The sequence below is a fragment of the Bacillus sp. CFBP9009 genome (assembly GCF_036541465.1).
Lineage (GTDB): Bacteria > Bacillota > Bacilli > Bacillales > DSM-1321 > Peribacillus.
In genome coordinates this window covers 173,983-196,345 of the sequence record NZ_JAZHFU010000002.1, presented here as the reverse complement: position 1 = coordinate 196,345, position 22,363 = coordinate 173,983, and the positions used below count along the sequence as shown (strand labels likewise).

Annotated in this window: 20 protein-coding genes; 19 read left to right on the top strand and 1 reads right to left on the bottom strand. The window is 41.4% G+C overall.

Annotation, left to right across the window (positions count from 1 at the left end; translation table 11 throughout):
- Window positions 1-226: 226 nt before the first annotated feature.
- The 9 genes from V3595_RS06075 (at window position 227) to V3595_RS06035 (ending at window position 10,252) form a co-directional block, all read left to right on the top strand.
- Window positions 227-2,410: an acetate--CoA ligase family protein gene (locus V3595_RS06075; protein WP_485905963.1), complete on the top strand. Its 2,184-nt coding sequence runs from the start codon at window positions 227-229 to the stop codon at window positions 2,408-2,410.
- A 6-nt stretch (window positions 2,411-2,416) separates the two neighbouring features.
- Window positions 2,417-2,875, top strand: coding sequence for a MaoC family dehydratase N-terminal domain-containing protein (locus V3595_RS06070; protein WP_485905961.1), 459 nt, complete (start codon window positions 2,417-2,419; stop codon window positions 2,873-2,875).
- 76 nt (window positions 2,876-2,951) lie between these two features.
- Complete coding sequence (locus tag V3595_RS06065; protein ID WP_485905959.1) at window positions 2,952-3,368, top strand: MaoC/PaaZ C-terminal domain-containing protein; 417 nt, start codon at window positions 2,952-2,954, stop codon at window positions 3,366-3,368.
- A gap of 35 nt (window positions 3,369-3,403) precedes the next feature.
- A complete protein-coding gene (locus V3595_RS06060) occupies window positions 3,404-4,567 on the top strand; it encodes a thiolase C-terminal domain-containing protein (protein WP_485905957.1) in 1,164 nt (387 codons plus the stop codon).
- A gap of 11 nt (window positions 4,568-4,578) precedes the next feature.
- Complete coding sequence (locus V3595_RS06055; RefSeq protein WP_485905956.1) at window positions 4,579-4,995, top strand: Zn-ribbon domain-containing OB-fold protein; 417 nt, start codon at window positions 4,579-4,581, stop codon at window positions 4,993-4,995.
- 37 nt (window positions 4,996-5,032) lie between these two features.
- On the top strand, window positions 5,033-6,229 hold the full coding sequence (locus tag V3595_RS06050) for an acyl-CoA dehydrogenase family protein (protein WP_485905954.1): 1,197 nt from the start codon (window positions 5,033-5,035) through the stop codon (window positions 6,227-6,229).
- Between the two features lie 21 nt (window positions 6,230-6,250).
- Entirely contained in the window at window positions 6,251-7,387 is a 1,137-nt protein-coding gene (locus V3595_RS06045) for an acyl-CoA dehydrogenase family protein (RefSeq protein ID WP_485905953.1), read from the top strand.
- A 55-nt stretch (window positions 7,388-7,442) separates the two neighbouring features.
- Entirely contained in the window at window positions 7,443-8,918 is a 1,476-nt protein-coding gene (locus V3595_RS06040) for an aldehyde dehydrogenase family protein (protein ID WP_485905951.1), read from the top strand.
- A gap of 56 nt (window positions 8,919-8,974) precedes the next feature.
- Window positions 8,975-10,252: an MFS transporter gene (locus tag V3595_RS06035; protein WP_485905949.1), complete on the top strand. Its 1,278-nt coding sequence runs from the start codon at window positions 8,975-8,977 to the stop codon at window positions 10,250-10,252.
- A 94-nt stretch (window positions 10,253-10,346) separates the two neighbouring features.
- Here V3595_RS06035 and V3595_RS06030 read toward each other — a convergent pair whose 3' ends face one another.
- The gene (locus V3595_RS06030) at window positions 10,347-11,039 is read right to left on the bottom strand and encodes a hypothetical protein (RefSeq protein WP_485905947.1); all 693 of its coding nucleotides are present in this window, start codon (window positions 11,037-11,039) and stop codon (window positions 10,347-10,349) included.
- Window positions 11,040-11,225: 186 nt separating this feature from the next.
- Here V3595_RS06030 and V3595_RS06025 point away from each other — a divergent pair, with 186 nt between their 5' ends.
- The 10 genes from V3595_RS06025 (at window position 11,226) to V3595_RS05980 (ending at window position 22,227) form a co-directional block, all read left to right on the top strand.
- Window positions 11,226-12,089, top strand: a complete 864-nt coding sequence (locus V3595_RS06025) for a hypothetical protein (protein WP_485905945.1) — start codon at window positions 11,226-11,228, stop codon at window positions 12,087-12,089.
- A gap of 308 nt (window positions 12,090-12,397) precedes the next feature.
- Window positions 12,398-14,017: an amidohydrolase gene (locus V3595_RS06020; RefSeq protein WP_485905943.1), complete on the top strand. Its 1,620-nt coding sequence runs from the start codon at window positions 12,398-12,400 to the stop codon at window positions 14,015-14,017.
- Between the two features lie 105 nt (window positions 14,018-14,122).
- Entirely contained in the window at window positions 14,123-15,355 is a 1,233-nt protein-coding gene (locus V3595_RS06015; protein WP_485905941.1) for an allantoate amidohydrolase, read from the top strand.
- 136 nt (window positions 15,356-15,491) lie between these two features.
- A complete protein-coding gene (locus V3595_RS06010) occupies window positions 15,492-15,692 on the top strand; it encodes a DUF3311 domain-containing protein (protein ID WP_137016757.1) in 201 nt (66 codons plus the stop codon).
- Window positions 15,689-17,173 carry a sodium:solute symporter family protein gene (locus tag V3595_RS06005; RefSeq protein ID WP_485905939.1) on the top strand — a complete coding sequence of 495 codons (1,485 nt, stop codon included), beginning with the start codon at window positions 15,689-15,691 and terminating at the stop codon, window positions 17,171-17,173. The genes V3595_RS06010 and V3595_RS06005 overlap by 4 nt, the downstream gene beginning before the upstream one ends.
- A 70-nt stretch (window positions 17,174-17,243) precedes the next feature.
- Window positions 17,244-18,110 carry a nitrilase-related carbon-nitrogen hydrolase gene (locus V3595_RS06000; protein WP_485905937.1) on the top strand — a complete coding sequence of 289 codons (867 nt, stop codon included), beginning with the start codon at window positions 17,244-17,246 and terminating at the stop codon, window positions 18,108-18,110.
- A gap of 344 nt (window positions 18,111-18,454) precedes the next feature.
- On the top strand, window positions 18,455-18,772 hold the full coding sequence (locus V3595_RS05995; RefSeq protein ID WP_485905936.1) for a DUF3870 domain-containing protein: 318 nt from the start codon (window positions 18,455-18,457) through the stop codon (window positions 18,770-18,772).
- Between the two features lie 169 nt (window positions 18,773-18,941).
- Entirely contained in the window at window positions 18,942-20,102 is a 1,161-nt protein-coding gene (locus V3595_RS05990) for a DUF819 family protein (protein ID WP_485905934.1), read from the top strand.
- 15 nt (window positions 20,103-20,117) lie between these two features.
- Window positions 20,118-21,200 carry a dipeptide epimerase gene (locus V3595_RS05985; protein WP_485905933.1) on the top strand — a complete coding sequence of 361 codons (1,083 nt, stop codon included), beginning with the start codon at window positions 20,118-20,120 and terminating at the stop codon, window positions 21,198-21,200.
- Window positions 21,201-21,225: 25 nt separating this feature from the next.
- Entirely contained in the window at window positions 21,226-22,227 is a 1,002-nt protein-coding gene (locus V3595_RS05980) for a C40 family peptidase (RefSeq protein WP_485905932.1), read from the top strand.
- The last annotated feature ends 136 nt before the right edge of the window (window positions 22,228-22,363 follow it).

The window sequence follows — 22,363 nt, the reverse complement described above, 5'->3', positions numbered from 1 at the left end:
TTGTTCCAATGTCGGGGCTACCAATGTAAGAAGTCGGGGTCATCCAGAACACATATTTTTTATTCTATTCTTTTGACCCTGCAGCATATGAGAATTTTCGTCTTTTAAAAATAATTAACTGCCTAATGTTTTAAATGAATTTAACAAACTATGATTTTTCAGGATATTAACGCCCTCCATGTAAGATTAGTTCAAAGATATCTTTTTAATGTAGGAGGGAAGATTCATGATAGAAAATCAACATTTAAACAACTCCCATGAAACTCTTGAGCCGTTATTCAATCCAAGATCCATCGCAATCCTGGGTGCCTCCAAGAGTGAATACAAAATCGGGAATTTACAGGTCAAAGCTCTTTTGGAGGGTCATTTTAAGGGAGAGATTTACCCGATCAATCGCAAAGCAAAAGAGATTGAAGGGATAAAGTGCTATGAATCTTTGTCCGATGTTCCGTATGAAGTTGATTTAGCCATTTTTTGCCTTGGGGCGGATCAAGTGCAGCAGGGTTTAGAAGAATGTGCTCAAAAGAAAGTGAAAGCAGCCATCATTTTTGCTGCTGGTTTTTCGGAAACAGGAAAAGAAGGCATTAAGCAACAGGAAATGCTAACAGATATTGCAAGAAAGAATGGAATACGGATAGTGGGCCCCAACTGTGTTGGATTAGTGAATTTGTCGAATGGTTTGATTGGCACTTTTTCTCCTGCCATTCAATCAGTGCCCTTAAATGACCAAAGAGGGGTAGGATATGTCTCCCAAAGCGGTGCATTTGGTGTTTTGACCTATATGGCAGCAGCTCAGAATGGATTGAGCTTCAATTACTTCGTGAGTGTAGGAAATGAAATGGAAACTGAATTCTCCGATGTAATTGAATATATGATCCATGATTCAAAAACAAGTGTGATAAGCGGCTACTTGGAAGGTGCTAAAAACCCGGATAAATTACGAAGCCTGGCAAAAGAGGCAATGGATAGAAATAAACCCATAATTGTGATGAAAACCGGGAGGAGTTTGGCCGGAAGCAGAGCTGCTGCTTCTCATACAGGATCACTTGCGGGATCGGATAAAGTATATGATGCCTTTTTTAAACAAGCTGGCATCGTAAGGGCCGACGATTATGAAGATATCATATCTTTTTCAAAGCTATTCCTATCAAAGAAGCTTCCAAATGGTCGCAATACGGTTATCATCACTAGTTCTGGCGGGAGGGGGATAAATGAAGCGGATCGCTGTGAATCATACGGACTTACCATCAACCCACTCAGCTTAAAGACAACAACAGAAATCAAACGTAATATACCTGCATATGCAAGCGCTTCCAACCCTGTGGATTTAACAGCGGCCGCCTCTGTTTCCAATCCTGAGTTATTCCTTGCGCCATTGCGGGCACTTGTAGAAGATCCGGATGTCGATAACATCATTTTTACGGAATTTCCTTTTAATTGGACTGCCGAGCACCCTTTGCTTCAAGAGTTTATTGAAATTTGCAGATGCTCAGAGAAATTTGTATTCATTACAACTTTTCCATTAGATGGCATGACACTCCCGCCTGCTACCGCTGAGCTCGTGAAAAATGGCATACCTGTCATTCCGGGAAACCTTAATCCGATAAGAGGGTTGGCGAAACTAGTTGAATACAGTGAATTTTATCGAAAAAATCTTGAATCTCAAGTTTCTGATAGTACAAAGAAAATAGAGAAACAAAGCTTAAAGGACATGCTGAAGCCCGGTGCTACATTAAGTGAATCAGAAGCCAGTCTGGTTTTGGAACGATACAGGATTGCTGCCACGAAGCGTTTTATAGCTGAAAATGAAAACGATGCAGTCCAATTCGCTAACAGTATCGGTTATCCGGTTGTGTTAAAGGTCGATTCGCCGGATATCCCACATAAGACGGAAGCGGATGCGATTCGATTGAATGTAAGGACTGATCTTGAGGTCAGGAAAGCTTTCACGGATATTAAGCGCAATGCACTAAATTTTAAACCTGAGGCTACAATAAACGGCATTTCCGTTCAGGAAATGTTACCTGATGGGGTGGAAATCATTATTGGTGCAAGTGATGATCCCGTATTTGGACCGGTTATCATGTTTGGTCTAGGGGGAATATTTGTTGAGGTTTACAAAGATATTTCGTTTAGAATTGCTCCGCTGTCAAGACAAGATGCACTTGAAATGATTGAAGAAATCAAGGGGAAGGACATTTTAACGGGAGCACGCGGGAAAGCACCAGTTGATATCGAAGCCATCATTGATGTGTTATTAAAGGTTTCCGCTCTAGTTACAGATTATAAAGATTTCATCGACGAATTGGATATTAATCCTTTGCTGGTATATGAAAACGGAATCAAAGCCGCTGATGCCATGATTGTTGTAAAAAATAATGTGAATGATAAAACCGTTATTAGGGGGTAGAGAGCAATGGAACTCGATCATTTGAATGGTTTAACGGGAGCTGAATTTATATTTGAAGTCGAAAAGAGGCATATCCGTCAATTTGCTGAGGCGATTGGTGATTTTAATCCCTTATATGTGGATGAAGAATTTGCTTCGAAAACTTCATATGGCGGCATTATAGCACCGCCAACCTTCCCGATTGCCATTGGTCAGGATAGCGGCGAAAGCCTTGACTTGGGCCTGGAACAAAGGAGAATGCTGCATGGTGAACAGGAGTTTATTTATTCCCGCCCCATTAGACCAGGGGATAGGTTGCACTGTCAGATGAAAGTTGCAAATGTATACGAACGGGAAGGAAGAAAAGGAACGATGCAGTTCTTGGTACTTGATACAGAAATGAAAGATGAGTCAGGTGAAATGGTGGTCATAAGCCGAACAAATATCATTTATCGGCCCATCAAGAGTGATCATGCTCCTGTTTGAAAAAACATGCTCATAGTTCATGGCATTAAAGTAGCAATATCAAATTCTAGCAAACTGCATACAGGAGGAATCAGGGATGTTGAAATATGAAGATTTACATGAAGGGCAAAGACTTGAATCTTTTATCAAGCCACCTGTAACCAAAGTTCAACTTGTTAAATATGCCGGTGCTTCAGGAGATTTCAATCCATTGCATACAGATGATGCATTTGCACAAGAAATTGGCATGAATGGTGTGATTGCTCATGGAATGCTGGTAATGGGGTTTCTTGGTGAATATGTAATGAAACTGGCTGGTGATCATGCTGTACCGGCAAACTTTAAAATGAGATTTGGTGCTGTAACCGTACCAGGAGATCGACTCACATGCTCTGCTTTTGTGAAAAGCTTATATGAAGAAAAAAGTCAACGCTTTGTAAGGCTGGACCTTATTGCTGAAAAGGAACCAGAGCAAATTGTGGGTTCAGGTGAAGTCGTTTTACAGATTCAATAAAGGTAACAAGTTATCAAATAGTAGGAGGGTTTATTATGGAAAGCATTAAAAATCGCTATGCCATTGTCGGTGTAGGGGAAAGTGAGCGTTCTAAAAATTCCGGTACAACCCCGTTACATTTGGCGTTGGACGCTGCTCGAGCTGCATTGAATGATGCTGGGCTTCAAGCGAAAGATATTGATGGGTTCATGAGCTATTCGGAAAACGATTCTTGTACATCTCATCAATTAGCAACATATTTAGGGGTCCGTCCCAAATATGTTAAGGATATTTTGGGCGGGGGAAGCAGTACCGAAATGCTGATAGCTGACGCTGTTGGATTAATCGAATCAGGTCAATTGAATACGGTGTTGATTTATCGTTCCATGAATGGACGCTCTGGTGTAAGGATGGGCGGAGGCGGATGGGATGTGAATATGCTTCAAACAGCCATAGAAGGCGGAAGCTTCATCATTCCTTACGGCGCTGGCAGTCCGGCTCAGTGGTTCGGACTTTTTGCGACGCGACATATGCATGAAACCGGGCTGACAGAGGAACATCTAGGGCATGTCTGTTTAGCTTTTTACGAACATGCTCAAAGGAATCCTAAAGCATACTTTTATGGTAAACCACTAACGATGGAGGAATATCTTAAAACACCCTATTTAAGCTATCCATTTAAAAAACATGATTTCTGCCTGGAATCCGATGAAGCAAATGCAATCATTGTCACTTCAGCAGAACGTGCTGAAGGATGCAAGTCCAGACCGGTATACATCATGGGTTTATCTGCTAGGCAGTGTGTGTCCCATGCGCATTATTGGAATGATTTAACTGAAGTGGCTGCTGACTATGTCGCGCCTGAATTATATAAAATGGCTGGAGTAAAACCTGAAGATATTGACGTTGCATCCATATATGACTGTTATAGCTGGGTTGTACTTCGACAGTTGGAGGCTTATGGATTTGCTCCGCGCGGAGAGGTCGGTGACTTTGTAGCCGAAGGAAACTTGCGGATCGGTGGGAAATTACCTTCGAATACAGCAGGAGGAATGTTATCGGAAGGGTATACACATGGGATGAATAACGTATTGGAAATCGTTCGTCAAGTTCGCCACGAATACAAAGGAACCGATCGGCAAGTGGAAAATTGTGAAATCGGAATCTGTACTGGCTGGGCTGGACCTGATATGGCCGGTGCCATGATTTTAAGAAATTAGGAGGGAACAAAATGGAATACCAAAAACCTATTCCGCTAAAAACACAGGATAATAGTCCATATTGGGATGGCGCAGATCGTCATGAACTGATTCTTCAAAAATGTAATTGCTGTCATCAATATTCCCACCCTCCCGGTCCGAGCTGTGCAAAATGCGGCAGTTCTGAACTTAGCTGGGAAAGCCAAGGCTGCGATATTAACGGTAAAGTCTATTCATATATCGTTTCCTATCGGCCCTTTTTACCTGGATTCCAGGATGATTTACCGCTCGTAATAGCCATAGTCGAATTAGATATGTTGCCCCAGGTCAAGTTAATCGGAAATATTTTGCATTGTTCACCAGAAGAGATTGAAATGGGTATGCCAGTAAAGATGGTTTGGAAGGAAATTACGGATGAACGGTCACTGCCGCAATGGATTCAGTCATAGAAGTGTAATTTGCAAGCATTAAAGGAGGAAAGTATCTATGGATTTTTCGTTTACAACCAAGGAAGAAGAATTCCGTCTTGAATTGAGAACGTGGCTTGAAGGAAATTTACCTGAAGGTTGGCTTGAAGGAACCAGTAAAGTTTCAAAAGATGAAGGTGAGTATGCCGTTTTCCTCAGGAATTGGCAAAGGAAATTATATGAAGGTGGCTGGGCAGCAATTGCCTGGCCCAAAAAATACGGCGGACGAGAAGCGACGTTGATGGAGGAAATAGTTTATCAACAGGAAATGGTTAGAGTAAAGGCTCCGGCGCTTGTGAATTATGTAGGCATCCATATGGTGGGACCCACTCTAATGCAAATTGGAACGGACGAACAAAAAGCAAAATATATCCAAAAAATTCTCACAGGAGAGGAAGTATGGTGTCAAGGATATTCCGAACCGAATGCTGGATCTGATTTATCCGCCATTCAAACAAGTGCCGTAAAGGACGGAGATCGGTGGATCATTAATGGTCAGAAGGTTTGGACAAGCTTTGGCCACTTAGCTGATCGATGCTTTTTACTGGCTCGGACGAATCGTTTTGATAAGAAGCATAAAGGGATAACGGTTTTCCTATTGGATATGAATCAGCCGGGGGTGGAAACAAGGCCCATCATTCAAATGGATGGTCAGCATGATTTTAATGAAGTCTATCTGAATGATGCGATTGCATACGATGCTGAAATAGTTGGGGAGGTAGATGAAGGCTGGAAAGTTACGATTGCATTGCTTATGCATGAAAGAACGGGAATCGGAGCCCAAGTTTTTACATTAGAGCAACAATTTAATGAACTTATAGCATTAGCTAAAGAAATGAAAGAAGATGATAAGCCATTGTTGGGCAATCCGCTTGTTCGTCATACAATGGTAGATTTATATACTCGCTCCCGGGGTTCACTTTTGAACTATTATCGTAATCTAACTAAAACATTAAAAAACGGTCATCCTGGTGCAGAAGGTTCAATGGATAAATTGATGGTAAGTGAACTTACTAAGGAGCTGTTGTCCCAGTCTATTTCATTACAAGGACATAAGGGCGTTCTGTGGAAAGAAGATGCAATCTCCTCCAACTCATATTGGCAGGATAATTATCTTTATTCTTTTGGACAAACAATTGGAGGTGGAACGAGCGAAATTCAAAAGAACACTATTGGGGAAAGAATTCTAGGTTTACCAAAAGATATGGGACGTTAAGATGAAACGGGGGGAATAAAGGTGGATTTTTCTTTAAATCAAGAACAAGAAATGTTTCGCGGATATATCCGGAAATATTTAGATGGTGCTGGGCAAACAAAAACGGCCCGTGCATACATAGAGGGTGAAACTGGATCTCTAAGGGCCTTATTATCGGGGCTTGCCGAATTAGGATGTACAAGCATTAATATATCGGAAGATTACGGGGGAATGGGCTTAGGTCCCCTTGATTTAATACCTGTACTTGAAGAAACCGGCCGTTCTTTATTCCCAGGTTTATACTTAGAAACGAATGCACTAGCTGTGCCATTATTAGAGAAATTCGGTACGGAAGAACAAAAAGGTAGGTATTTAGCAGAAATTTCGGCTGGTACAAAAACATTCTCGCTAGCTTGGTTAGAACCAGGTGGAAGTTACGGTCCTTCTGGTATTAACTTGGAGGCAAGATCCCTAAACGGTCAGTTGATATTAAGTGGAGTGAAAACAATGGTTCCCGATGCTGAGTTGGCTGATCATTATATAGTGTTAGTCCGCACAGGCAAAGGTAACCGAAATGAAGGGATTACATTACTTATCGTCGATCGAAATGAAACGAATTTGACGCTTGAAAGCCAGAAAAACATTGATGAAACCCGGCATTTGGCAGCATTGGCTTTCAATGATGTTGAAATTCCCATAGGTCAGGTACTGGGATCAATGCATCAAGGATGGGATACCCTCCAAGAAGGATTACTCTCTTTCAATGCAGCTCTCTCCGCAGTAATTGTAGGGTGTATGGAGAAAGTGGTAGAAATGGCAGCAGAGTATGCGAAGATTCGTGAACAGTTTGGTCAGCCCATAGGAAGATTCCAAGCGATTAAACATAGAATCGTCGATATGAAAATGGATCTCGAAACAGCTAGATCTTTAGCTTATTATGCTAACTGGGCTTTGGAAAGCGGGGCAGAAGATCGTGTTCAAGCCATTTCCTGCGCACGAATATTTGCCACGAAAGCATTCGTACGAATTTCGTCAGACAATATTCAGATTCATGGTGGAATTGGGTTTACAGAAGAAATTGATTGTCACCTTTTTGTTAAGCGTGCAAGGTTCTATGAGAATTATTTAGGAAGTACTGAACAATATTACAAACAGGCCGCTGCGGCATTAGGTTGGTAGAAAAGTAGAAAGGGTTACACTCATGTTTTACTAATCCGAAGGGTGGAGATGAACGTTGGAAATTTCATATAAAGTGAAAGAGTACCAGAATATGATTAATGGCGATCTGGTTCCAGCTTCTTCGGGGAAGCGGATTGAGAGCTACGATCCGTCAACAGGTAGGGTTTGGGCAACCATACCTTGCAGTATGGACCAGGATGCCGAAGCCGCGGTAGAAGCAGCCCGAAGTGCTTTTGCCGATTGGTCTTCGAGGCCAGCTATGGACCGGGCAGCTTACCTGAGGAAAATAGGTGACTTAGTCGTAAAGCATGGTAAAGAGCTAGCTGAGTTGGAATCAAGAGACAATGGTTGGGTTATCAGGGAAACGAGCCACGGCCTCATTCCCAGCTTAGCAAGCCTTTGGTATGATGCAGCAGGTGCTACAGCTATTGGAAGTAAGGGAGATACTGTCCAATTGGGACCTTCAAGTGTAGGTTATTCATTGAGGGAACCTTTAGGGGTAGTAGTAGGAATCCTTCCATGGAACTCACCGCTTTTCACTTTTACCATTAAAGCGGCTTATGCTATTGCAGCAGGAAATGCTGTCATTATCAAACCATCTGAATTGGCTTCTATCGCTTCACTACGATATGGAGACCTGATTAATGAAATCCTCCCGCCAGGAATACTGAATGTCGTATCAGGAACTGGAGCGGAAGTGGGGGATACTCTAGTAAGCCATCCAGATGTGAACAAAATCAGTCTGACCGGTTCTGGAGGAACGGCAAGGGCGATAGCACAATCGACCGCACGAAACCCTAAGCCCATGATTTTGGAGCTTGGCGGGAAATCACCAAACATAGTCTTTGCGGATGCAAACCTTGAAAAAGCAGCACAAGGGGTGACAAACTATGGGATATTTAGCGGCAACGCAGGCCAACTATGTGTAGGCGGATCGAGGATTCTAATTCAAAGGTCCATATTCGATGAAATGATCATTAGGATGAAAGAAGTGATAGAACAGCAAATTAAAATGGGTGATCCAATGAATCCAGCCACTTCAATGGGACCGATCGCTAACTCTGCTCAATATGAAAAAGTCCTCTCATATATAGAATTAGGCCAAAAGGAAGGAGGGGAAATCATCATCGGTGGCCGTCATGGTGGTGTTAGCCTATTACCAGATGAACCCAAATTAGCTGATGGCTATTGGGTTGAGCCAACACTGATCAAGGTTAATAGTAATTCTCTCCGTATCTGTCAAGAAGAAATCTTCGGTCCGGTAGCGACCGTTATCCCCTTTGATACGGAAGAGGAAGCCGTCACCATAGCTAATGACAGTGATTTTGGTTTAGGAGCTGGAGTATGGACCTCGAATTTGGATCGGGCACACCGGATGGTCCGCAAACTGGAATCGGGTAATGTGTGGGTGAACTTGTTTCGCAGGGTGGGACCTGAACTCCCATTCGGAGGCCAAAAAAGCAGTGGATTTGGAACGGATACCATTCTTGAATATACCCGTGAAAAAACCGTTTATATGGAAATAGGATGAGTTCTTATGAGATTAGCAGGGAATTCGCTGTAAATAGTGGACTGGGGGTTCTGTAAATGGCACAAGATTCTAAAGGCATTTTTTATGGATGGTATGTTGTGTTGTGTGGCTTTTTCATAATGTTCGCCGGTTTCTCGATAATTAATTCCCTGCACAGTTTGTTCATGGTCCCGGTTACAGAGGATTTAGGAATAAGCAGAACCACTTTTTCCATTGCACTTTCCATTGCGGGCCTTGGAGTGGCTGTTGCTTCTCCGATCATGGGTAAATTACTCGCTAAAGGGAATATGAAATTGATCATGTCAATTTGCGTAGTAATGGCCGGAGCAGGATTCATGTCATACTCGCTTGCCAACTCAGCTGTATATTTTAGTATCATAGGCTTTGTAATTGGCATCTGTGTTGCAGGCTTTTCCAATATTCCCATATCAATCATGTTAACCAATTGGTTTTATGAGAAAAAAGGAAAGGCCATGGGTTTGGCATTTGCGGGATCGGGAATTGGGGCAGCAGTACTCAGTCCGATCATTACAAATTTAATCTCAAATTATGGTTGGAGAACGGCCTACGTAATAGCAGGGATATTGATAATTGTCTTAACATTACCCTTGGTTCTTCTATTTGCAAAGAAAGGTCCCGCAGAAAAGGGCCTTGTTCCATTGGGCTCTGACAAAATGGAAATGGCCGAAACTAATGTGGAATCTGAACAGAATGGCTTAACGATGGGGGAAGCAAAGAAGACAGCAATGTTTTGGATTTTCGTTCTTGGAATCGTTTGTTTTGCATTAGTCGCTGGCGGGGTGCAAATGCATATCCCGGCATACTTGATCGATATAGGGCATCCAGCCATCTTTGCTGGCACCATTTTTGGAATACTATCTTTGGCAAATACGGTTGGGAAATTGATTTTAGGAGCTGTTTTGGATAAGTACGGTACGGCAGGCGGCGCCATTTATGTAGGCGCTTGCATGACGATTGCTATGGCAGCGCTATTGTTAGCTAAGACACAGGCATTAGCATTCTTATTCGCCATCGCCTTTGGCTTTAGCATTGTGATATCCACTCTAGGGCCTCCCTTCATGACAAATGATATCTTTGGAAAAAAGGACTTCGGCTCCATCTTTGGCATAGTGCAAGTTTTTTTTGTGGCGGCAGGCTCATTGGGTGTGATCGTTTCGGGTGTAATCTATGATTTGACAGAAAGCTATCGTGCAGCCTGGATCTTCTTCCTTTGTTTATTCATCTTCAGCATGGTTTGTGTACTAGCGGCAAATAGCATGAAAAAAAAGACAATCAGAAGAATCAAAAATATTTCCGACCAAAAAATTGGATAGTTTGCCAGAGATAAAAGTCAAATGGAAGGGTGTATTTTCCGTAAACAAAAAAGGTAAAGAGCGGCAGGCTAGATTGCTGCTCATTACCTTACTGTTAAAATTTTTCACTCCATTCCTCATCTTCAAGTGGCACACCATTGGTACTGATATATTCTACAATCATATTTCCATGTTTAAGAACTCTATCTTTTTTTAGGGCATTGATAACTGCGGTAAAGCGGTCTTCATCTGCGTCCTGTTTCTTACGTGAAAGTGTAATCCGTATGGTTGGGGAAACATCGTAATCTTTATAGCTGGCCGGTTTATTCGGATCAATCTTCAATTCTTTCCCGACACCCTCATCAAACATCAAGAGTAATTGATTATAATCGCCTATTTCTTCTTGAATCTCCTCCCAATCTTCATTCTCTGTAATATCTCCCAGTTCCTTTGATATCAACACGTCACCCAGTTCTTTTTCAACATAAGGCCTGATTTCTTTTTCTGCATCATCTTGCCATTTATCAGATAGGAATGTATCCTCCATTTCCCCTGTTTCATGTTTCACTTTAGCTGCGTATTCAAAATAGCCCCAGTTTCCCATATTATCGTATAAGACATCATATATTTCGGTTTCTTCATCAAAAGTTCTCTCTAAATATCGTTCAGCTTGATCCCGGACTTTCTTTTCTTCATCAGGATCTGCTTTCATACTTTGTGTGAATGAAAACATAAGGATCATCACACCGGCCAAGATGATTAAAAAAACACCTAGTAAAGTCAATAAAATCTTTTTTGTTTTGCTCAAGGAACACCCTTCTGTTATCTCTGCTACTTCTCAATAATTCCCATATTATTCTAACATTTTTACCGCTTATTTTACTATGCGAAATCTAAATTACCTGACCTCCAAAATATCGGGATACTTTGTTACAATATATAAATGTTTAGTACCCTAAAGGGAGAGATCAACTTGGAAACCTATCAAAGAAAAATGAATCATAATCGGGATGAATACAGAAAGTTGCGGTGGAAACAGCATCGTCTACAAGTTACAGGGTTATTCGACGCCGTATTTTCGAAAAAAGCGTTCGTTGATAAAGTGGCTATCGTTGGTGCAGGCAATTGCGATGATTTGGATTTAGAATATCTGGCAACTAAATGCAACTCCATATATTTATTTGATATTGATATGGAAAGTATGGAAAAGGGTACGGCGAATTTGCCTGAACGGACCCGGGAGAAAATTCAACTTGTTGCAATCGATGTAACAGGCCTCGATAAAGTCGATTTTGATCACCACCTATCTTCCATGCTGAATCGTGGTGAAACGGCAAAGGGAATTATTCAATATTTAAAGGATACCGAGAATCGGTTAGGTCAGCTTTCTGAAAGGGTTTTTGCTAATTATTATAATGATTTTGATATCGTGGCAACTTCCGCCATTTATACCCAACTATTTTATAATTGGGCCAAGGAACTGCTTTCTGATCATGCAAACCACTATCAGAATAAAGACGCAGAAGAGCTGAAGAATGGAATTTTAGATCTAAGGGATGAAATCGTTCGTACAATGAATCACTCTATTTCTAAATGTGCCAAGCAAAATGGATTCTGTATTACATGGTCTGATATCTTAAAAATCGAACCTGAGTATATGGATACCATTAATGAAGGGCTGAATGCCATCTTTGCATTGGCCTCGAACGTGGGATATGGGGCAGCATTGATAGGGGTAAAAACGTTTATTGAAAAAGTGGATAAAAGCGAATTAAGCCTTCGATATTGGACATGGGATTTTAATGCAAACAAACAGTATTTGACCATTGGCATTATCGGGAGATTGAATGGGTTGTAAATTGAAAAATGGAGGGATAGATAAGCATATCAGCAGCTATCTATCCTTTTTTTGATTGGTTATAGTCCCCTTATCCTTCAGGCGTGATAAAAAGGGGGCTGGGCCAGCAAACCATTGGAAATAAGACATAATTATATAAAAGGTATAAAAAAACGATGAAATTTTTGACTATTTGTCTAATGATTTCACTAACTGGTGTGGATATAATGAATCTGTTAAAAGCAGAATATTCCGATAAGTGATAATGGAAGGCAGTAAATGATGATGAAGTGGTAATGAGTATGACCAATAAGGAAGGGGTGTGTTGTTTGAAAGCAGATATAGTATTCATAAACGGCGAGATCATAACCGTAAATCAAAAAAATGAAGTCGCAGAAGCCCTTGCTATTAAAGGTAATCGTATCTCGGCAGTCGGAACGAATCAGGAAATCAAGGTATTTATCGGTGATGAAACAAATGTGATTGATTTGCAGGGAAAGTCATTAATGCCTGGATTTATAGATTCTCATATTCATCTTATATTGTACGGTGTCAATCAATTGGCAGTAAGCTGTAAAGCTGAACATATCAAATCTGTAGAAGATTTGTTATTCGATCTGAAGAAGCAAGCTTTGACGATCCCTAAAGGTGAATGGATTCGTGCCTGGGGCTTCAATGAGACTGCTGTGAAAGAAAAACGTTATCCTACAATAGCAGAATTGGATGCTATTTCAACGGACCATCCCATTATCGTAACCCGTACATGCAGCCATATTAGTGTGGTGAATAGCAGGGCGTTAGAGATTGCCGAAATAGACAAGAAATCAGAGAATCCAACTGGAGGGATCATTGAAAAGGATAGGAAGGGAAGAATTACAGGCAAACTCATTGAAACGGCAAATATGATAATGGCCGACAGGGCAAGTTATTCTGAGAGTGAACTGTTGAAAGCAGTGAAAATAGCATCTGAGCATTTCATCGCAGCAGGCATAACAAGCATTCATGAAGCAGGTGCTCATGGTCCGGAAAGTTTCCGTTTAATGCAGCAGGCCATAAAAAATAAGGATATTCGTGTCCGTATCTATGCGATGGTCGGTTCATTGAATAATTCTCATGAATTTGTAAATAAAATGATGGATTCGGGAGTCATAACCGGAACTGGGGACGAAAGATTCAAAATCGGACCAGCCAAATTGTTTACGGATGGCAGCAGTACCGGTCCGACGATTGCTACCCGTGAGCCCTATTCAAGTGATCCAGGTTATTCCGGAATTCTTTATTATAAAGAAGAGGAAATCTATCAAGTATTAGGTCAAGCACATAAAAAAGGCTATCAGATCACAGTCCATGCCCAAGGGGACAAAGCGATAGAGATGTATTTAAATTGCGTGGAAAAGGCTTTGAATGAATCGCCAAGAAAAGATCATAGACATAGGATCGAGCATGCCGGAATATCTTCTCCAGATTTACAAATAAGGATGAAAGAACTTGGAATCATCCCAATCCCCAACCCCCCATTTCCTTATGAATTCGGTGATATATATATTGAACATTACGGCAGTAGGGTCAACCACATGTACGCCGCCCGTGATTTTATTGATAATGGGATCTTGGCCGCAGGCGGTTCCGATGCTCCCGTTACTGATCACGACCCTTTATTAGGCATACACGTTGCTGTTAATAGAACAAGCAGGTCAGGTACGAAAATAGGTACGGTTCAATCTATTAGCGTTTTGGAAGCCATTAAACTATACACATGGAATGGCGCGTTTGCGAGTTTCGATGAAGATGTCAAAGGCAGCCTGGAGGCAGGTAAGCTGGCCGATCTAGTAGTATTGAATGATAGTATATTGAAAGTGGATTGCCAAAATATCAAGGATTTGAAAGTTGAATCAACGATTCTGAATGGGGAGATTCTTTATCATAGGGAAACATTGGTAGAAATATAATCTAGCGTAACTATTCTAAAACAAACAAGACCTTCACTTTCATTTTTTTGGCTTAATCAACGTAAGTGGGATTTAGCAAGTTAATAAAAAAGGGGGATATTCGCTATGAGAAAGCAAAAATTATTAATCAATGGTGAGAGGCTGAGTCGTACGCTAGAGAAATTTGCTGATTTTGGACGAACAGAAAACAACGGAGTCACACGGCTATCCCTTTCCGAAGAAGATCGATTAGTCCGTGATTATTTTTGCGCTTGTTGTAAAGAATTGGGTATGACCATTAAGGTTGATGATATGGGGAATATTTACGCTACTTTGGCGGGACTTGAAAATAAACCTCCTATTGTAATGGGATCACATATGGATACCGTAAAAAAGGGCGGTCGGTTTGATGGTATCTTGGGTGTAGCTGCTGGCTTGGAAGTCGTGCGGACTCTGGTGGAAAATAATATCCAACCTAAAATTCCGGTAATGATCGTCAATTTTACGAACGAAGAGGGAGCCAGATTCGAGCCTTCCATGATGGCGTCGGGAGTTCTTTCAGGTAAATTCGAAAAATCCATCATGCTGCAAAAGACGGATAGTGAAGGAACCACTTTCAAGAGTGCTTTGAATGCCATTGGATATGCAGGGGATAAAGAGTCTCGTTTAAAAGAAGCGACTGCATTTCTAGAGTTGCATATTGAACAAGGGCCCATTCTTGAACGTGAATCACTCACGATTGGTGTCGTTGAATGTGTCCTTGGTATGGTGTGCTATGAGATAGAAGTTACAGGCGAATCCGATCATGCAGGAACCACTCCGATGAATATGAGAAAAGATGCTTTCTTCACTGCGAATAGCTTGATTATGGAGGCTCGTCAGAAGCTAGGCATGCTTGATGACGATTTGGTTTTTACGATGGGAAGGGTAAATGTGTTTCCCAATATCCATACGGTGATCCCTAATAAAGTGGTTTTTTCGCTAGAAGCGAGACATAAGGATTCCAAAGTCATCGAAAAGGTGGAGGAAGTCATTAAAGGCCTTATAACTACAGGTTCAGAAGGCGGCTGCGACATCCAAGCGAAAAAATTGTGGGACAGGGATACCGTTTGGTTCGACAAATCCATTTGCAATTTGCTTGAGCAATCGACCAATTATCTAGGCCTACCCTATAAAAGAATGGTAAGCGGTGCAGGACATGATGCACAGTTCATAGCTAGTTATATACCTACTGCCATGGTTTTCGTTCCAAGCATCAACGGTAAAAGTCATTGTGAAGAGGAACTTACTAGTTGGGAAGATTGTGAAAAAGGCGTCAATGTAATACTGGAAACGGTCCTTGCCATCCAGTCATCTTAAGACGAATATATGGTTGGTTGAATGCAGCTAATGACATTAACAAAAGGATGCTATCAAACCATCAGTTCAGTTTGAAAGTCGGCTTGACTGATGGTGATGCATCCATGTTAGAAACCTAAATGGGGGAGGGTATAAATTGGATGCTATTAAGCTATTGCTTTTTGTTCCGTTTATAGGGTTTTTAGTTTTTTTACCCTATGCAAATAAAATAGAACCGTACATATTGGGGATGCCTTTTTTGTTATTTTGGGTTGCATTTTGGATGGTGATGGCATCGATTATCTTAATGATTGTCTATAAGTTCGATCCTGATAATAAAGGGAGTGATTCTGAATGAATATCTCATTACTCATCATTTCCATCTTCTTGGTTCTAGCACTTTATTTAGGGATAAAAGCAAGAAAAGGGAAGGATATGGACATGGAGCAATTTGCCGTAGGAGGTAGGGGCTTCGGTACATTCTTCATTTTTCTGTTGATTGCAGGTGAAATTTATACAACTTTTACATTCCTCGGCGGAAGTGGGTGGGCTTACTCAAAGGGTGCGGCTGCTTATTATGTTCCCGCCTATATTTTCTTAGCCTACGTCCTATCATATTGGCTCGTTCCAAAAATATGGAGATATTCAAAACGTCATTCCATTATCTCTCAGCCAGAGTATTTTGCGGCTAAATATAAAAGCAGGACAATGGGAATGATCGTTGCAGTATTGGGAAGCTTAGCCCTCGTGCCGTACATAGTCATACAGCTCAAAGGATTAGGTATCATTGTTTCCGAAGCATCTTACGGAGCAATTTCACCAGTTGCTGCAAGTGTCATCGGTGCTGTAGTTGTAACTACCTATGTGATGATTTCAGGCATTCATGGTTCAGCATGGACAGCCATACTGAAAGATTTCATGATTTTGGTGGTCGTTATCTTTTTAGGGATTTACATTCCATTTCATTATTTCGGAGGCATACAGCCAATGTTCGAGACCGTGCAGGCTGCTAAACCGGAAATGTTGGTTTTGGCAGATCAGGGATTGAGTCAGTCCTGGTTTGTGTCCACCGTTTTGCTGAATGCACTAGGATTTTATTTGCTGCCACAAACATTTATGGTCGTTTTATCGTCCAATGGGGAAAGGACCCTGCGCAAAAATGCGATTGCTTTACCGTTATACACATTGTTATTGCTTTTCGTTTTTTTCATTGGGTTTACAGCCATCATGGAAATCCCGGGTTTGCAAGGAGCTGATGGAGATCTCTCACTTTTAAGGCTGGCGATTCAAACATTCGATCCATGGGTGATAGGGGTTATCGGAGCTGCAGGTTTATTGACGGCCCTTGTACCGGCTTCTGTCATGCTAATGGCTGCATCGGTAGGTCTGACAAATAGCTTTTATAAAGTTCTAGTTCCTGCTGCAACTGAAACACATCAATTGATTGTCTCAAGGATCATTATTATTGGTATCTCAATCATTGCCTTAATTGTAACGGTAACGGGCGGCGAGGCTTTGGCTATCTTGAATATCATGTCATACAGTTTAATTACACAACTGGCACCTTCCTTGTTTTGCAGTTTGCCAAAAACCAATATAATCAATAAGTATGGTGCAATGGCAGGAATATTGGCAGGCGTCCTGATTGTTTTATATGCGACAATTGCAGATGTGAAGGTTGCTACATTCCTGCCGGATACCCCACATGTAATTAATGATATCAGTACAGGCGTCATAGCTTTGTTGATTAATATACTAGTAACATTCATTGTAAGTGCACTGACTAAACATATCTCTATGCAACAGACCGAAATGAATGATCTGGATAAGATATCCTGATTTCTTTTAAACAAGACTAATGGAAGTACTGACTGGAAGAACGGATAAAGCATGATTTGGGAGGGCTTTTGTGAAAATTAAAATAACGGCTTGTCAATTTCGTGTAGAAAAGGTGTCAACTTTCAATGAATTTCAGGAACAAGTAGAAGACTTGATTACCCAAGTTCCCGAAGACTCGGATTATATCATTTTTCCTGAACTGTTAACCATCGGGTTATCAGCGGCCTTTGGAAAACAGGATGTTTCGTCCGTCACCAGGATTGATGAATATACCAATCAATACAAAGATCTTTTCAGGTCACTTTCAAGAAAAAGAAAACAGGTTATCATTGCCGGTACGCATCTGGAACGACGCGGAAAGGAATACTTCAATATTGCATATATTTTTGATAAACACGGATCAGTCGTTGAGCATAAAAAAACACATATCTTTCCTGCTGAAGCGAATTGGCATACTTCTGAAGGTGATGAGCTGGAAGTTTACTCCATTGGACCGGTTAAGATAGGGATAGCGGTATGTTATGAAGCGGAGATACCTGAAATATCAAGGATATTATCCGTGAATGGGGCCGACATCATTTTTTGCCCATCATACACATTTACAGAGGCTGGTTTTTGGCGAGTTCGCCATTGCGCTCATGCGCGTGCAATCGAGAATCAGGTATATTTTGTTCATTGCCCCACTGTTGGTGAACCAGGGTCACCCCTGCCGAACGGGTATGGCCGTGCCAGTATTCTTAGCCCCTGTGACAGCGCTTGGCCAGCAAATGGAATAGTAGCCGAGGCGGTAATGAATGAACATACGATCATAACCGGTACAGTCGATATGGACGAGCTTTATGAGAATCGAAAAAGTGGTGCAGCAACCACTTTCAAGGATCGCAATCGCCGACAAGAGTTGTATGCGAAATATAAGCCGTATGAAGGGCTGAAATGATCTGTTGGATCCCGAACCATAGACCGAATAATGATTGTGAAGGTCGAATTAATTCATGAACGGCCGAATAAAGTGCGGGTAGGTCGAAAAATGACCACTAAACCCTGTTTTATTAACAATACCTAGTATCTTTCGTGATTTTTCCCGTTAGATGGGCGAATTAGTTATAGAACTTATCTATTCTATTGCGCAGGAATCGGTAATTGACTTAATATACGAAATATATTGTCAAATGATGGCTATATATATTAGAATATATGTAACCATTTCATATTGTAATAATATAGATAGTCACCCTATTTATACCTGTTATGATGTCTGTAATGGCAGGAGGCACAATAAGTATGTTTCAGCAGAATACAGTATATATAGTCGGCGAATCGAAGGCGGCGTCCAATAATCCAATTACACAGCAATTCAACTGCTTTTTTATCGGGTTCGTCATTGATCGTGATACGCATGAAATAGTGGATGCGGAATGCTCGACCACGATATCGATTACATCACGTTTCATTCATTCCATGTTAGTTGGTAAATCCATTCTTAGGTCTGATGAAATGGAGAAAGAAATTGAGAAACGGTACTTTGGTTCATCCCAGAAAGCACTGACCGTCGCTCTTAGAAATGCCAGCATTAAATATCAGCAACTTTATAAGTTATAGCTGCTTCATTTGTCAGTCGCAATTGAAATCCAGCTGTTAAAGAGTGTATACGCGCTCTTTGGCAGCTGGATTTTTTTATGTAAGGCCATGAAAGACTTCATTGGCGTGTTTGAATAGATTTTATTATCATGAAATCCCCTAAATCCCTAAATATAAGGAGGTATGGAATATGATTCAAGATGGTGTGATGTTTGTCTGTTTTTTATTGGCATTTACTGCCGTGATTGCCGTAGCGGAAAAAAAAATCGGAGGAAAGTTCTTCAAGTATGTTCCTGGTATTGTCCTTATTTATATTGGAGCGGCTCTAATGAAAACATTCGGGGTCTTTTCAGATAGTGAGTCAGTCGAAAGTGCGTATAGCACCATACGAGGACTTCTGCTGCCTGCCATGTTGATGCTGATGCTTTTGCAATGCGATATGCGGAAAATAATCAGACTTGGACCAAAGATGCTGTTAACTTTTTTTGCAGCTTCATTCAGCATCATCGCAGGGTTTACTTTTACTTACGTCTTAATGAATGGCTTCTATGCGGAAGGAACTTGGAAGGCATTCTCGGCTTTAAGCGCAAGCTGGACAGGGGGCTCTGCCAATATGGTGATCTTGCAAGGCATACTCGATGTGCCGGAAAATATTTTTGGCTATGCGTTGATCATGGATACAGTCAATTATTCCATTTGGGTCATGTTCCTGTTTTGGCTGGTGCCTCTTGCTGGAAAATTCAATATTTGGACTAAAGCGGATACATCTTTTATTGATCAAATGACTTCCGAGCTTGAAGCGGGTGAAACCGCCAAGACGGAATTTGGATTTGTGGAGTTGATCGGATTCTTGGCGCTGGCTTTAATTATTTCAGCAGGGGCAACAAAAATTGGGGAAAGACTACCAGTTCTGGGTGCCGCAGTGAATGGTACCACCTGGACGATCATCATCGCTTCGACCGTAGGTTTAATTCTGGCTGTCACGAAGGTTGGACGTATTGCCGGTTCCATGGAAATTTCCAAAGTCATGCTTTATATAGTCATTGGTTTAATTGCTTCCCATGCCGATTTTTCACAGCTGTTTCAAGCACCTGTGTATATTTTATCCGGATTTATGATTCTATTCTTTCATGGATTGATCATGGTCATTTTGGCCAAGATCTTTAAGTTGGATCTATTTACAATGGGAGTTGCCTCATTGGCCAATATAGGGGGTGTGGCATCAGCCCCTATATTGGCAGGTTCTTTCAACCGGGCGCTAATACCGGTCGGGATATTGATGGCTGTACTTGGCAGTCTTCTGGGCACCTATTTTGGAATTCTTACATCATATATACTCTCAAGCTTTTAAGGAAGGGTTGTTAATATGAAGATTGAAAGATTACAAGTATCAGTGGAAACCTTGCCACTTGTCAAGCCATTCAAGACTGCATTACGTACAGCAATGGAAATTGAAAATATCATGGTTTCCGTAAAGTTGGAGGATGGAACGGAAGGTTTGGGGGCCGCAGCCCCTACGGTAGCCATCACAGGTGACTCTACAAAAGGAATCATGACGGTCATTGAAGAAGTGATCACACCACATCTAATTGGCCGCAACATCGAGAATATCAACGCATTGTCTCAGCTGATCCAACGATCCTGTGTAGGTAACACAAGTGCAAAAGCTGCTGTTGAAATCGCTTTGTACGACGCAGTCAGCAAACGATGGCAGCTCCCTTTATATCAATATCTTGGCGGTAAATCGAATGTCCTTAAAAATGATATGACAATTAGCGTTGGTGAACCCGAAAAAATGGCAAAGGCGGCATTGTCCCTCATTGATGGCGGATTTTCTACGATGAAGATAAAACTGGGGAAAGATTGGGAGAGTGATGTGGAGCGGGTTGCCTGCATTCGTGCTGCTGTTGGCGACCAGGTTATGATCAGGATTGATGCAAATCAAGGGTGGACAACAAAACAAGCGATTTCCATCATTCATGAACTCGAGGAAAGAAAGCTGAATGTTGATTTAGTGGAACAGCCCGTCAAAGCTCATGATATCGAAGGGTTGAAAGAAATAAAGAGGTCTGTCCAAGTGCCGATCATGGCCGATGAAAGTTTGTTTTCCCCTCGTGACGCCATGAAACTCCTGAATGAACATGCTGTTGATCTCCTTAATATTAAATTAATGAAAACAGGCGGAATTAGACGTGCACTCCAAATTGCCGATATGGCAGAAGCAGCCGGGGTGGAATGCATGATCGGGAGTATGATGGAATCATCCGTGAGTGTAGCGGCCGCGGCTCATCTGGCAACCGCCCATCCAAATATAACGAAGATTGATTTAGATGCCCCATTATGGATTAAGAATGAGCCATTTGAAGGCATTCAATTTATGAAAGATCAACTTCTAATTTCCGATAAACCTGGACTGGGAGTTAAGAGGAAATCCTCTTTTACTCAATAAAAACAAATTCGAAAGGGTGATTATTTTGAAAAGGTTAACCGTTTTTGTGCTATCTTTATTTGCTATTGGTATTTTAGTATTCAGTCCCAATGAAGCTAGTTCAAGAGAGAAGCAGAGAATTGCCTATGTTGATGTAAGCGTGGCCACTCTTTGGACTGAGCCGGGATTATTAAGGGAAATCGATGCACCTTCTGCATCGAATCCCGTTGATTTGAATGCTTGGATCAGCTCGATGAAATATGAAGACAAACTGTGGCTTGTAGGTAACCTGGAAACACAAGCGTTATATGGTTCAAAAGTGACGATTTTAGAAGAACGGGGTGAATGGGTGAAAGTAGCCGTTGCCAATCAACCGACGCCCCGTAATGATATTGGTTATCCAGGTTGGATGCCAAGGGCACAATTAAAAGACGGAAGTTCTTTTGAGAAGCAATTTAAACGAGGATTTGCCCTTGTAAATGCCCCAAAGACTTGGCTTTATTCGGATTCGAAACTTCGGTCCCAATTCATGGAGGTCAGCTTCAATACCCGCCTCCCATTATTGCAGGTGAAAAAAGATAAAGTGAAGGTGATGACACCTAGTAATGGAGCAAAATGGATAGAAAAGCAGGACGTGTCAGTCTATCAAAATGAAAATCAAATACCTGCTCCAACTGGAAAGGACATCGTTGAATCAGGAAAAGGATTTTTAGGGCTTCCTTACCTATGGGCTGGAATGTCCGGTTTTGGATTTGACTGTTCTGGATTTACCTATACAATGTACCATGCTAATGGAATAACGATACCAAGGGACTCTTCCGTTCAGGCGCAACATGGCAAAAAGGTGGAACAAGAAAATCTTCAACCAGGTGATTTACTATTTTTTGCCTATGATAAAGGGAAAGGAAGGGTCCATCATGTCGGAATGTATATTGGTGACGGCAAAATGATCCATTCGCCAAACAGCTCAACACATGTAAGGATAGATGAAATAAAAACATCGGGATACGGAGAGGAATATGCAGGAGCAAGAAGATATATCGATTGATGCTTAAAAAGCTTAAGAGCCCAATGCTCTTGAGCTTTTTTCGTATTTTAACATGCTTTTCACATCATTCCTATCGGATGACAAAACGATGCCCTGACGGCTTTAGAATTAAGCATACATCGGAAAAATCGTTTTT